General features: G+C 72.0%; 10 protein-coding genes. 5 read left to right on the top strand and 5 right to left on the bottom strand.

Going from position 1 to position 12,506, the window contains the following annotated elements; translation table 11 throughout:
- The first annotated feature begins 8 nt into the window (after positions 1-8).
- Together RZ84_RS12310 and alc are read left to right on the top strand one after the other, a co-directional pair.
- On the top strand, positions 9-983 hold the full coding sequence (locus tag RZ84_RS12310) for a LysR family transcriptional regulator (protein WP_052229902.1): 975 nt from the start codon (positions 9-11) through the stop codon (positions 981-983).
- 96 nt (positions 984-1,079) lie between these two features.
- Positions 1,080-2,225: an allantoicase gene (gene alc / locus RZ84_RS12305; RefSeq protein WP_043264359.1), complete on the top strand. Its 1,146-nt coding sequence runs from the start codon at positions 1,080-1,082 to the stop codon at positions 2,223-2,225.
- A 191-nt stretch (positions 2,226-2,416) separates the two neighbouring features.
- Here alc and pepN (RZ84_RS12300) read toward each other — a convergent pair whose 3' ends face one another.
- Positions 2,417-5,023: an aminopeptidase N gene (pepN, locus tag RZ84_RS12300; protein WP_043264358.1), complete on the bottom strand. Its 2,607-nt coding sequence runs from the start codon at positions 5,021-5,023 to the stop codon at positions 2,417-2,419.
- Positions 5,024-5,146: 123 nt separating this feature from the next.
- Here pepN (RZ84_RS12300) and RZ84_RS12295 point away from each other — a divergent pair, with 123 nt between their 5' ends.
- Entirely contained in the window at positions 5,147-5,377 is a 231-nt protein-coding gene (locus tag RZ84_RS12295; protein WP_043264357.1) for a ribbon-helix-helix protein, CopG family, read from the top strand.
- Entirely contained in the window at positions 5,364-5,711 is a 348-nt protein-coding gene (locus RZ84_RS12290; protein ID WP_043264356.1) for a type II toxin-antitoxin system PemK/MazF family toxin, read from the top strand. Before RZ84_RS12295 ends, RZ84_RS12290 begins: the two co-directional genes overlap by 14 nt.
- Before the next feature lie 69 nt (positions 5,712-5,780).
- Here the strand turns inward: RZ84_RS12290 and RZ84_RS12285 are convergent, their stop codons facing one another.
- The 3 genes from RZ84_RS12285 to pepN (RZ84_RS12275) all read right to left on the bottom strand — a co-directional run bounded on the left by RZ84_RS12285 (position 5,781) and on the right by pepN (RZ84_RS12275) (position 10,798).
- Complete coding sequence (locus tag RZ84_RS12285) at positions 5,781-6,812, bottom strand: aspartate-semialdehyde dehydrogenase (RefSeq protein WP_043264355.1); 1,032 nt, start codon at positions 6,810-6,812, stop codon at positions 5,781-5,783.
- A 247-nt stretch (positions 6,813-7,059) separates the two neighbouring features.
- On the bottom strand, positions 7,060-8,085 hold the full coding sequence (locus tag RZ84_RS12280; protein WP_043264354.1) for a hypothetical protein: 1,026 nt from the start codon (positions 8,083-8,085) through the stop codon (positions 7,060-7,062).
- Positions 8,086-8,209: 124 nt separating this feature from the next.
- The gene (gene pepN / locus RZ84_RS12275) at positions 8,210-10,798 is read right to left on the bottom strand and encodes an aminopeptidase N (RefSeq protein ID WP_043264353.1); all 2,589 of its coding nucleotides are present in this window, start codon (positions 10,796-10,798) and stop codon (positions 8,210-8,212) included.
- A 113-nt stretch (positions 10,799-10,911) separates the two neighbouring features.
- On the opposite strand from pepN (RZ84_RS12275), the gene RZ84_RS12270 reads away from it, so the two are divergent.
- A complete protein-coding gene (locus tag RZ84_RS12270; RefSeq protein ID WP_043264352.1) occupies positions 10,912-11,607 on the top strand; it encodes a mycothiol-dependent nitroreductase Rv2466c family protein in 696 nt (231 codons plus the stop codon).
- Positions 11,608-11,735: 128 nt separating this feature from the next.
- Here RZ84_RS12270 and RZ84_RS12265 read toward each other — a convergent pair whose 3' ends face one another.
- Positions 11,736-12,377 (bottom strand): superoxide dismutase, encoded by a 642-nt coding sequence (locus RZ84_RS12265; protein WP_043264351.1) that lies wholly within the window; start codon positions 12,375-12,377, stop codon positions 11,736-11,738.
- Positions 12,378-12,506: the final 129 nt, after the last annotated feature.

The raw sequence follows: 12,506 nt of genomic DNA, 5'->3' as shown, positions 1-12,506 counted from the left end.
CTGCCCGCATGGCCGACTGGGACATCAAGAAGTTGCGCATCCTGCGCACCCTCCAAGAGCTGGGTACGGTCACCGCCGCCGCCGAGGCGCTGCACATGACGCCCTCGGCGGTCTCCCAGCAGCTGACCGGGCTGGCCAGGTCGCTCGGGGTGACACTCCTGGAGGCCCACGGCCGGCGGGTCCGGCTCACCGCCGCCGCGCAGCTGGTGCTGCGGCACGCCGAGGAGGTCTTCGCCCAACTGGAGCGGGCCGACGCCGAGTTGCTCGGCTTCCTCCAGGGCGAGGCCGGCCAGGTGCGGGTCGGCGCCTTCTCCACCGCCATCCCGGCGCTGGTGGTGCCCGCCGTGCAGGAGCTGCGCGGCACCCACCCGGGCCTGGCGGTGGCCGTACGGGAGGCGGAGGCGGAGGCCGCGTACGAGCTGCTGGCGGAGGGCAGTGTGGATCTCGCGCTGTCGCTGGCGGCGCACGCCCCCACCCCGCGCGACCCCAAGTTCACCCGGGTCTCGCTGCTCGCCGACCCGCTGGACGTCGCACTGCCGGCCGGCCATCCGCTGGCCGCCGCACCGGGGTTGCGGCTGGCCGACCTGGCGGGCGAGCCGTGGATCTTCGGCAGCAGCGGCCCCTGGTCCCAGATCACCACCACCGCGTGCGAGAACGCCGGTTTCGTCCCGGAGCAGGCGCACGCCGCCGCCGACTGGAGCGCGATCTGGGCGATGGTCGCGGCCGGGATGGGCGTCGCGCTGGTGCCGCGGATGGCGCGGGCGGGCGGGATCCGGGGCCCGGGGCGCGGCTCCGGGGTGGCGCTGCGGGTGCTGCACGCCGACCAGCCGCGCCGCCATGTGATCGCCGCCGCCCGGCGCGGCGCCGAGGGCGCGCCGGGGCCGGCCAGGGTGCTGGATGCGCTGCGCCGGGCCGCCGCCGCGCAGACGGCCAGGGGGAGCGGCGACACCGCCGAACCACCGGGAACCGTTCAGCCCGACTGAACACAATCATCGAAAACTTTCGATGGACCTGTCGGGTGCCCCGCTGCAACGGTGGACCGGTCTCCAGTACCGTCCGCCGCGCACGAAGGGACCCGCATGACCGCCACCCCGGCCGCCGACTCCACCGATCCGCACGCCAACGACGCCGCCCCGTACGGTGGCGGCGACCCCTACGCCGACTACCGCGGCGGGGACTTCGCCTTCACCTCGTTCGTCGACCTCGCCGACCGCCGCTTCGGCGCCGGGGTCGTCGCGGCGAACGACGAGTTCTTCGCCGAGCGGGAGAACCTGCTGAAGCCGGGCCCGGCGGTCTTCGACCCCGAGCACTTCGGCCACAAGGGCAAGATCATGGACGGCTGGGAGACCCGGCGCCGGCGCGGCGCCGACGGCCAGAACCCCTTCCCGGCCGACGACGAGCACGACTGGGCGCTGATCCGCCTCGCCGCCCCCGGCGTGATCCGCGGCGTCATCGTCGACACCGCCCACTTCCGCGGCAACTACCCCCGGCAGGTCACCGTCGAGGCGACGTCGCTGCCCGGCAGCCCCGGCCCCGAGGACCTGCTGGCCGACGGGGTCGAGTGGGAGGAGATCGTCCCGCGCACGCCGGTCCGCGGCCACGCCGCCAACGGCTTCGAGGTCACCGCCGAACGTCGCTTCACCCACCTCCGCCTCAAGCAGCACCCCGACGGCGGGATAGCCCGCCTCCGGGTGCACGGCGAGGTCGTCCCCGACCCGGCGTGGCTGGACGTCCTCGGCACGCTCGACCTGGCCTCCGTGATGCACGGCGGTGTGGTCGAGGACGCCTCGGACCGCTTCTACTCCCCGCCCACCCAGATCATCCAGCCCGACCTGTCCCGCAAGATGGACGACGGCTGGGAGAACCGCCGCCGCCGGGTGCGGGGCACCAACGACTGGGTGCGCTTCCGCCTCGCCGCGCAGGGCGAGATCCGCGCCGTGGAGATCGACACCGCGTACCTGAAGGGCAATGCGGCCGGCTGGGCCGCCCTCTCCGGCTGCGACGGCGACCCCGACGACGCGTCCGCGTGGTGCGAGATCCTGCCCCGCACCAGGCTCCAGCCCGACACCCCGCACCGCTTCGTGCTGCCCCGCCGGGTCACCGCCACCCACGTCCGCCTGGACGTCTTCCCCGACGGCGGCCTGGCCCGGATGCGCGTCCACGGCGACCTCACCGAGGCCGGCCGCGCCGAGCTGATCCGCCGCTTCGACGCGCTGGGCGGCTGACCGCCGCGTTCCGGCCGGGCCCCGCGGAGCGGACGGGGCCCGGCGCACCCAGGACCCGCCCGGCGGACGGCAGCGCCGGCTCGCGCCGCCGCCGGGCGTCACCAGCCCTGGCCCGATGGCCCGTTACAGGGGCGTGCCCCGGAACCCGTGAGGTTCCGGGGCACGCCCCTGTGCTGCCTGCGGGGTGCGGGTCAGCCCGCCGCCGCGTCCGCCGCCCGGGCCTTGAGGGCCCGCTCGACGCCCGCGCGCGACTCCGTCATCAGGCGGCGCAGCGCCGGGCTCGGGTCGGCCGCCGCCAGCCAGGCGTCCGTGGCGTCCAGCGTCTCCTGGGAGACCTGGAGGGACGGGTAGAGGCCCACCACGATCTGCTGGGCCATCTCGTGGCTGCGGGAGTCCCAGACGCCCTTCACCGCGTCGAAGTACTTCGCCGTGTACGGCGCCAGCAGCTCACGCTGGTCGGTCTGCACGAAGCCGGCGATGACGGCCTCCTGCACGGCGTTCGGCAGCTGGTCGGACTCCACCACCGAGGCCCAGGCCGCGGCCTTGGCCTCCGCGGTCGGACGCGCCGCGCGGGCGGTCGCCGCGTGCCGCTCGCCCGCCGAGGTCCGATCCCGTTCCAGCTCCGCGGCGATCGCCTTCTCGTCCGCCCGGCCGGTGGCCGCCAGCCGCTCCAGCAGCGTCCAGCGCAGCTCGGTGTCCACGGCCAGCCCGGCGATCTCCTCCGTACCGTCCAGCAGCCCCTGGAGCAGGTCCAGTTGGGCGTCGGTACGCGCCGACGCGGCCAGCGCGCGGGCCCACGCCAGCTGGTGGTCGCTGCCCGGGGCCGCCGCCCGCAGCTGCGCGAGCGCGGCCTCGGTCCAGGTCGCGAGCCCGCTCTCGCGCCACTCCGGCGCCGCGTACAGGTCGATCGCCAGCTTCACCTGGCGGTGCAGGGACTGGACGACGCCGATGTCGGTCTCCTTGCCGACGCCGGAGAGCACCAGCGAGAGGTAGTCGCGGGTGGCGAGTTCGGCGTCCCGGGTCATGTCCCAGGCCGACGCCCACGACAGCGCCCGCGGCAGCGACTCGGTGAAGTCGCCCAGGTGCTCGGTGACGACCTTCAGCGACTGCTCGTCCAGCCGCACCTTCGCGTACGACAGGTCGCCGTCGTTGAGCAGGATCACGTCCGGCCGCGGCGTGCCCTTCGGGTACGGGACCTCGGTCAGCTCGCCGTCCACGTCCAGTTCGACGCCGCCGGTGCGGACCAGGGCGCCGTCCTGGAGGTCGTAGTAGCCGATCGCGATCCGGTGCGGGCGCAGCACCGCCTCGCCGGTGGCCCCGGCGGGCAGCGCGGGCGCCTCCTGCCGCACCGCGAACGAGGCGACGGTGCCGTCCGCGGCCAGCTCGATCCGGGGCCGCAGGATGTTGATGCCCGCCGTCTCCAGCCACTTCTTCGACCAGGTCGCAAGGTCCCGGCCGCTGGTCTCCTCCAGCGCCCCGAGCAGATCGCTCAGCCGGGTGTTCCCGTAGGCGTGCGCCTTGAAGTACGCCTGCACGCCCTTGAAGAACTCGTCCATGCCGACGTACGCCACCAGCTGCTTGAGGACGCTGGCGCCCTTGGCGTAGGTGATGCCGTCGAAGTTGACCAGGACGTCGTCCAGGTCGCGGATCTCCGCCATGATCGGGTGGGTGGACGGCAGTTGGTCCTGCCGGTAGGCCCACGTCTTCATGGAGTTGGCGAACGTGGTCCAGGAGTGCGGCCACTTGCTGCCCGGCGCGTACGCCTGGCAGGCGATCGAGGTGTAGGTGGCGAACGACTCGTTCAGCCACAGGTCGTTCCACCACTCCATGGTGACCAGGTCGCCGAACCACATGTGCGCCAGCTCGTGCAGGATGGTCTCCGCGCGCATCTCGTACGCCGCGTCCGTCACCTTCGACCGGAAGACGTACTGGTCGCGGATGGTGACCGCGCCGGCGTTCTCCATCGCCCCGGCGTTGAACTCCGGCACGAAGAGCTGGTCGTACTTCGCGAACGGGTAGTCGTAGGCGAACTTCTCCTGGAACCAGTCGAATCCCTGCCGGGTGACCGCGAAGATCTCCTCGGCGTCCAGGTGCTCGGCGAGCGACGGCCGGCAGTAGATCCCCAGCGGCACCGAGCGCCCGTCCGCGCCCTCCCAGCTGCTGTGCACGCTGTGGTACGGGCCGGCGATCAGCGCCGTGATGTAGGTGGAGATCCGCGGGGTGGGCTCGAAGCGCCACACGTTGTCGGCGGGTTCCGGCGTCGGCGAGTTGGAGATCACCGTCCAGCCCTCGGGGGCCCGCACGGTGAACCGGAACGTCGCCTTGAGGTCCGGCTGCTCGAAGCTGGCGAACACCCGCCGGGCGTCCGGCACCTCGAACTGTGTGTAGAGGTACGCCTGCTGGTCCACCGGGTCGACGAACCGGTGCAGCCCCTCACCGCTGTTGGTGTACGCGCAGTCCGCGACCACCTTGAGCTCGTTGCCGCCGGCCCGCAGCCCCGGCAGTGCGATCCGGGAGTCCCGGAACACCGCGGCCACGTCCAGCGCCGCGCCGTTGAGCACCACTTCGTGCACGGTCGGCGCGACCAGGTCGATGAACGACTCCGCGCCCTCCTCGGCGGCCTCGAACCGCACCGTCGTCACCGACCGGAACGTGCCTCCCGCACTCTCGGCTTCGTTCGAGCGGGAGGTGCCCCCACCCTGCGCGCCGCTCAGGTCCAGATCGATCTCGTACGCGTCGACGGTCAGCAGCCGCGCCCGCTCCTGCGCCTCTTCGCGGGTCAGATTCGTGCCAGGCACCCGGGCCTCTCCTTCGCATTCGTCATCGCATCGGACTCTTCGGCCATCCTTCCACGGAGGGGCCTGGCGACGACGTGGAATACTCGGGTGGCAAGGGATGTCCTACCCTGGTATCCTCCTGGTATGAAGATCAGTGTTAGTCTTCCCGAAGAGGATGTCGTCTACCTCGACGCGTATGCGGCGAGGACTGAGGCCGAATCGCGATCTGCCGTGATACATGCCGCGGTTGAGCAGCTGCGCGCGGCCGAACTGCGGGCTGACTACGAGGCCGCGTTCGCCGAATGGGACGCGAGTGAGGATGCCGCGTTCTGGGACCGGTTCACGGGAGACGGGCTGACTGATGAGGCGCGGTGACATCTACCTGGTCGACTACGAGCCGGCGCGCGGCAGCGAGGCCAACAAGGCACGCCCAGCGGTCATCGTCTCCAACGACGGTGCCAACGAGGTGGCGGACCGGACCAGGAGGGGTGTGGTCACCGCGGTTCCGCTGACGACCAACGTCTCCCGTGTCTATCCCTTCCAGGTGCTCCTGTCGGCAGAGGAGTGCGGCCTGCCCAAGGATTCCAAGGTGCAGTGCGAGCAGGTGCGCTCGCTGGCTCCGGAACGGCTGCTCCGCTTCATGGGCTCCATCCCCCGGCAGCGCATGAAGGAGGTCGACGCGGCCCTGCGTCGGCATCTGGCGCTCTGAGCGCCTGTGCACCGGTCGGGGCCCGTACGGAACACCTCCGTACGGGCCCCGACCGGTGGGGGTCGCGGATCAGCCGCGCAGCTCGGCCGCGACCAGCTCGGCGATCTGGACGGCGTTCAGGGCCGCGCCCTTGCGCAGGTTGTCGTTGGAGACGAAGAGCGCGAGGCCGTTCTCCGCGGTCTCGTCCCGGCGGATGCGGCCGACGAACGAGGCGTCCCGGCCCGCGGCCTGGAGCGGGGTCGGGACGTCGGAGAGCGCGACACCGGGGGCGCCGGCCAGCAGCTCCTGGGCGCGGGCGGGCTCGATCGGGCGCGCGAAGCGGGCGTTGATCTGGAGCGAGTGGCCGGTGAAGACCGGGACCCGCACACAGGTGCCGGACACCTTCAGCTCCGGGATGCCGAGGATCTTGCGGCTCTCGTTGCGGAGCTTGTGCTCCTCGTCGGTCTCGTTCAGGCCGTCGTCCACGATCGAGCCGGCCATCGGCAGGACGTTGAAGGCGATCGGGCGGACGTAGGTGTCCGGGGCCGGGAACTCCACCGCGGAGCCGTCGTGGGTGAGCTGGGTGGCGTCCTGCTCGACGACCTTGCGGGTCTGGCCGTCCAGCTCCGCGACGCCGGCCAGGCCGCTGCCGGAGACCGCCTGGTAGGTGGCGACGACGAGCGCGACCAGCCCGGCCTCCTCGTGCAGCGGGCGCAGCACCGGCATGGCGGCCATGGTGGTGCAGTTCGGGTTGGCGATGATCCCCTTGGGCCGGTCCGTGATCGCCTGCGGGTTGACCTCGGCGACGACCAGCGGGACCTCGGGGTCGCGGCGCCAGGCCGAGGAGTTGTCGATCACGACCGGACCGGCGTCGGCGACCTTCTCCGCGAGCGCCTTCGAGGTGGCGCCGCCGGCCGAGAAGAGCACGATGTCGAGACCGGAGTAGTCCGCGGTGGCCGCGTCCTCGACGGTGATCTCGGTGCCTTGCCAGGGCAGCGTCCGTCCGGCGGACCGGGCCGAAGCGAACAGCCGCAGCTGCTCGACCGGGAAGTTGCGCTCGGCGAGAATGCGCCGCATCACGCCGCCGACCTGTCCGGTGGCTCCGACGATACCGATCCTCATGGGACTCCTTCTTTCTTGCCTGGCCGTCCGGCCCGGCTCCGGGTGTCTGCGGGGGGACACCTGCTCGGTGGCGCTCCCATCATGTGTGTGAGACCCGTCGCCTTGTCCAATCCGTTCCGATAGATGGAGCCGCGCACCACCGGGTTGCCCACGGTACGTGGCGAATCGTTCTCGAAGGGTGCCGAGGGTGCCGGGACGGTGCCGGAGCGTGATGTCCGCTGCTCCGCGGGCTCCGCTGACAGCGCTGTCAGCGCGGCAGGACCACCACATACGCCAGCGGCTCCCGCTCCAGCGCCGCCATCAGGGCGGTGCGGATCACCGTCGCCAGCTGCTCGGGCCCGTCCCGCAGCAGCCGCGGCAGGCAGCGCACGACCGTGATGCCGAGCTGCTCCAGCGCTTCGCGGTGCTCGTCGTAGGGGGCGTTCATCGGGTCGGTGGTGGGGCGCGGGGCACGGGTGTCGATCTCCAGGGCCACCCCGTGCTCGGGCCAGTACGCGTCCACGCCGCCCAGGTGCGGGCCGCCGGGCAGCCGCAGGTCGACGTTCCAGAAGGGGTCGGGCAGGCCGTGGTCGCGGACCATCCGGTAGAGCCGCTGCTCGGCCAGCGCGCGGCCCTCGGCGAGCAGCGTGTCCACCGCGTCCACCACGTGCGGCCGGTGCAGCAGCCGGGCCCGGCTCAGCTCCCGTACGACCGCGGGCGCCTCGCAGTGGCCGCCGCGGACCGCCTCGGCGAGCAGCCGGCGGACCAGGGAGGCGTCGCTCAGCCCGGCGACCGCGTCGGCCAGCGCGCGCTGCACGGGCGCGGTGGGCACCCCGGTGACCACCTGGGGGAGCGGCAGGTCGGCGCCCCTGACGAGCTGCGCGAAACCGGACGAGCGCAGCCGCCGGGTCCGGGCGACCAGCACCTCGATCCGCTCCAGGGACAGCAGCGGGGGAGCGGCGGCGAAGCCGTAGAGGGCCAGCGCCGCCAGCCCGGTGATCATCGGCTCCGGCACGGACGGCTGCTGAGCGCCGCCCTGGCCGGGCACCGTCGGGCCGCGGTGCCGGGCGTACAGCAGCGCCGCGTGCAGCCGCTCCTCGCTGGTGGGCGGCCCCTGGTGCAGCAGATACACCCCGGGGAGCAGCTGCTGCCAGGGGCCGCCCGGCCGGCACCGGGCGGCGGTCTCGGCGGACGGGACGCCGTGCTCGCGTAGCTGACGGACCGTCAATACCCGGCAGCGGGCGTCGGAGAGGTGGCGGAGGGGAAGAGGGGAGAGCGGGGTGTCGTGGTTCATGCCTGGGCGATTCCCGGCCCCGCTCCGCCCCCTAACCGCTGTTACCCGCCTGTGGCACAAGCGGGACAATACTGCCCTCAAGTACGGGCGTTCGACTGCCGATACCAGCTGGTCGGGGGGAGGGTTACGGCCGCGGCCCGGCCGCCTCGTCACAAGCCTGTGCGCGCAGCGCCCGCGCCAGATCGTCCCGCTCCTCCAGCACCAGCCGGCGCAGCGCGGGCGCCGCCTGCGGGTGCTCGGCCAGCCAGGCATCCGCGGCGGCCAGCGTGTCCCGGTCCACCTGCCAGGACGGGAACAGCCCGCGCACCACGGACATCGCGATCTCGATGGACCGCTCCCGCCAGATCCGCTCGATCGCGGCGAAGTAGCGCGCGGTGTACGGCGCCAGCAGCTCCCGCTGCGCCGGCTGCGCGAAGCCGCTGATGGTCGCCTCCACCAGCGCGTTGGAGAGCGCGTCGGACTCCACCACGTCCGCCCAGCACTCCGCCTTGCCCCCGGCTGCCGGGCGGGCGGCCAGGCAGCGCACCTGGTGGCGCTTGCCGGAGGCGGTGTCGTCGCGGGCCAGCTCGGCGGCGATCACCGACTCGTCGGCGACCCCGTGCGCGGCCAGCGGCAGCAGGAACGCCCAGCGCAGCTCCTGGTCCACGTCCAGCCCGTCGATCTTCGCGGTGCCGTCCAGCAGCCCGGTCAGCAGCTGGAGGTCGGCCGGGGTGGTGGCGACCGTGGCGAAGTGCCGGGCCCAGCTGAGCTGGTGGCCGCTGCCCGGGTCGGCCACCCGCAGCTCGCGCAGCGCGCCCTCGGACAGCGCCCGCGCGGCACTCTCGCGGTGCTCCGGCGCGGTGTAGTGCTCCAGCGCGGTCTCCACCTGCCCGTGCACGGACTGGAGCACGCCGATCACGGTCTCCGCGCCGGCGAACCGCCGCACCAGGTCCAGGAAGTCCCGGGCCGGCATCAGCCCGTCCCGGGTCAGCCCCCACAGCGCGGCCCAGCACAGCGCCCGTGCGAGGGGGTCGCGCAGATCGCCGAGTCGGGCCCGCAGGGTTGCCAGCGACCCCTCGTCGAACCGGGTCTTGCAGTACGTCAGGTCCTCGTCGTTGACCAGGATCAGCTCGGGCCGCTCGGCGCCGGCCAGCTCCGGCACCGGCGTGCGCTGCCCGGAGACGTCCACCTCGGCGCGGGCGTACCGCACCAGCGCGGAGTCCGCGTCGAGCCGGCGGTAGAGGCCCACCGCGACCCGGTGCGGCCGGAGTTCGGGGTGCTCCGGGCTCGCCTCCTGGACGACCGCCAGCTCGGTGATCCGGTCCTGGGAGTCATAAGTGACCTGCGGGGTCAGGGAGTTGACGCCCGCGGTCTGCAGCCAGGCGCGCGACCAGGCGGCCATGTCCCGCCCGGAGGTCTCCTCCAGCACCGACAGCAGGTCCGTCAGCCGGGTGTTGCCGTAGGCGTGCCGCTTGAAGTAGCGCCGCGCGCCCTCCAGGAACGCCTCCTGCCCCGCGTACGCCACCAGCTGCTTGAGCACGCTCGCGCCCTTGGCGTAGGTGATGCCGTCGAAGTTCAGCTTGGCGTCCTCCAGGTCCCGGATGTCGGCGGTGACCGGGTGGGTGGAGGGCAGCTGGTCGGCCCGGTACGCCCAGGACTTGCGGCGGTTGGCGAAGGTGATCCAGCCGTCGGTGAAGCGGGTCGCGCCCACCTGCGCGAAGCTGCCCATGAAGTCCGCGTAGGACTCCTTGAGCCACAGGTCGTCCCACCAGTGCATGGTGACCAGGTCGCCGAACCACATGTGCGCCATCTCGTGCAGGATGACGTTGGCCCGGCGCTCGTAGGACGCCTCGGTCACCTTCCCGCGGAAGACGAACTCCTCGCGGAAGGTGACGCAGCCGGGGTTCTCCATCGCGCCGAGGTTGTACTCGGGGACGAACGCCTGGTCGTACTTCCCGAAGGGGTAGGGGAAGTCGAAGTGGTCGTGGAAGAAGTCCAGGCCCTGCTTGGTGACGGTGAAGATGTCGTCCGCGTCGAAGTGCCGGGCCAGCCCCTTGCGGCAGAGCGCGCCCAGCGGGATCTCCAGCGCCACGCCGTCCTTGAACGCGCGGCGGTAGGTGTCGGTGACGTAGTGGTACGGCCCGGCGACCACGGCGGTGATGTACGTCGAGATCGGCCGGGTGGTCGCGAAGCGGTGCCGGCCTGCCTCGGCGGCGCCGTCCTGGGCGCCGTTGCTGAGCACCAGCCAGCCCTCGGGCGCGGTGACCTCGAAGGTGAACGGGGCCTTCAGGTCGGGTTGTTCGAAGTTGGCGAAGACCCGGCGTGCGTCGGCGGGCTCGTACTGGGTGTAGAGGTAGACCTCGCCGTCCTCGGGGTCGACGAAGCGGTGCAGGCCCTCACCGGTCCGGCTGTAGGCGCAGTCGGCGTCGACCACCAGGGTGTTCTGGGCGGCGAGGCCGTCCAGCGCGATCCGGGTGCCGTCGAAGACCGCGGCCGGGTCCAGCTCCCGGCCGTTGAGGGTGACGGAGCGGACCGAGGGGGCCAGGAGGTCCGCGAAGGACGAGGCGCCGGGCTCGGCGCACCGGAAGCGGATGGTCGTACGGGAGCGGAAGGTGGCGGCCTGCGCGCCCCGGTCGACCGCTGAGCGGACGTCCAGCGCCACGTCGTACCCGTCGACGTTCAGCAGCCGGCCCCGCTCACGTGCCTCGTCCCGCGACAGATTCTCACCCGGCACGACGTGCCTCCCTCACCCTCGTCACGAATATCGAACACTGGGAATCATGGCACGGCGACCGGTGGTTGAACCGTCCACGGAAGAACGCTGTACCGCTCTCGAAGGAGGCCCCCGTGTCCGAGACCGCCAAGACCCCGGCAGACTTCTGGTTCGACCCGCTGTGCCCCTGGGCCTGGCTGACCTCCCGCTGGATGCTGGAGGTGGAGAAGGTGCGTCCGGTCCGGGTGCGCTGGCATGTGATGAGCCTGGCCGTCCTCAACGAGAACAAACTCGACACGCTCCCGGAGGAGTACGCGGCCAACATGCGTCCGGGCGGCAAGTCCTGGGGCCCGGTCCGTGTGGTGATCGCCGCGCAGCAGCTGTACGGCGACGAGGTCGTCGGCAGGCTCTACACCGCGATGGGCAACCGCTTCCACAACGCGGGCGAGGGCGTGAACCGCGAGTCCATCGCGGGCGCCCTCGCCGATGCCGGGCTGCCCGCCGACCTGATCGACCACGCCGACCAGGACACCTACGACGCCGAGCTGCGCGCCTCCCACAAGGCGGGCATCGACCTGGTCGGCCAGGAGGTCGGCACCCCGGTCATCGCCGTCCCCGGCCCGGAATACGACAGCGCGAGCGAAGCGAGCTCTTCTGGGGGCGGAGGTCGGGCGACGGGCGGGAGGATCGCGTTCTTCGGCCCGGTCGTCACCCCCGCCCCCAAGGGCGAACAGGCCGCCAGGCTCTGGGACGGCACGCTGATGGTGGCGTCGATCCCGGGCTTCTACGAGATCAAGCGGACGCGGACGCAGGGGCCGGTCTTCGACTGACGCAGCCACCGGTGTGCGGCCGGATACGCGACAGGGCCCCCGCGAGTCACTCGCGGGGGCCCCGCCCTGTGCGCCTGCCCGCGTGAAGGGTGAGAAGACGATCACGAGGCAGGACATCTGTAACGGTGTTACGGGGCGAGCAGCAGGTTGTTGGCGCGTTCCTTGGCGGCGGTGTAGCGCTTGGCGACGTCCTGCCAGTTGACGACGTTCCACATGGCTTCGATGAAGTCGACCTTCTGGTTCTTGTACTGGAGGTAGAAGGCGTGCTCCCAGGCGTCGAAGACGAGGATGGGCACCGAGCCCTGGCCGACGTTGCCCTGGTGGTCGTAGATCTGCTCGACGATGAGGCGGCCGGTGACCGGCTCGTAGGCCAGGACGCCCCAGCCGGAGCCCTGGGTGGTGGCGGAGGCCTTGGACAGCTGGGCCTTGAACTTGGCGAAGGAGCCGAAGCTCTCGGCGATGGCGTCGGCCAGTTCGCCCACGCCGTCCTTGTCCAGCGGTTCGCCGCCGCCGTCGCCGGTCATGTTGTGCCAGTAGATGCTGTGCAGGATGTGGCCGGAGAGGTGGAAGGCGAGGTTCTTCTCCAGGCCGTTGATGCTGCCCCAGGCGTCCTTGTCACGGGCCTCGGCGAGCTGCTCCAGGGTGTCGTTGGCGCCCTTCACATACGCGGCGTGGTGCTTGTCGTGGTGCAGCTCGATGATCTCCGGGCTGATGACCGGAGCCAACGCCGAGTAGTCGTAGGGGAGTTCCGGAAGTGTGTAGGTCGCCATGCCGATCCCGCCTCCAAGCTGCGTATATGCAGTAGTTGCAATCAATGTGCAAGAGCACGCTACCAGCAGGATTGATCACCGGACGGGGGTGCCGCCCGGCCTGGTCCCAAAGACGGAGGCGGGGGGGGG

This window comes from Streptomyces sp. CT34 (assembly GCF_000805335.1).
GTDB lineage: Bacteria > Actinomycetota > Actinomycetes > Streptomycetales > Streptomycetaceae > Streptomyces.
Note: the sequence above shows the minus strand (reverse complement) of the source record. Positions and strands in the feature narration are given on the sequence as shown.

Bases quoted from the DNA above. Each gene is read 5' to 3' on its own strand.
- RZ84_RS12310 (WP_052229902.1), top strand. From the start codon at position 9: ATGGCCGACTGGGACATCAAGAAGTTGCGCATCCTGCGCACCCTCCAA.
- alc (WP_043264359.1), top strand. From the start codon at position 1,080: ATGACCGCCACCCCGGCCGCCGACTCCACCGATCCGCACGCCAACGAC.
- RZ84_RS12295 (WP_043264357.1), top strand. From the start codon at position 5,147: ATGAAGATCAGTGTTAGTCTTCCCGAAGAGGATGTCGTCTACCTCGAC.
- RZ84_RS12290 (WP_043264356.1), top strand. From the start codon at position 5,364: ATGAGGCGCGGTGACATCTACCTGGTCGACTACGAGCCGGCGCGCGGC.
- RZ84_RS12285 (WP_043264355.1), bottom strand. From the start codon at position 6,812: ATGAGGATCGGTATCGTCGGAGCCACCGGACAGGTCGGCGGCGTGATG.
- RZ84_RS12280 (WP_043264354.1), bottom strand. From the start codon at position 8,085: ATGAACCACGACACCCCGCTCTCCCCTCTTCCCCTCCGCCACCTCTCC.
- RZ84_RS12265 (WP_043264351.1), bottom strand. From the start codon at position 12,377: ATGGCGACCTACACACTTCCGGAACTCCCCTACGACTACTCGGCGTTG.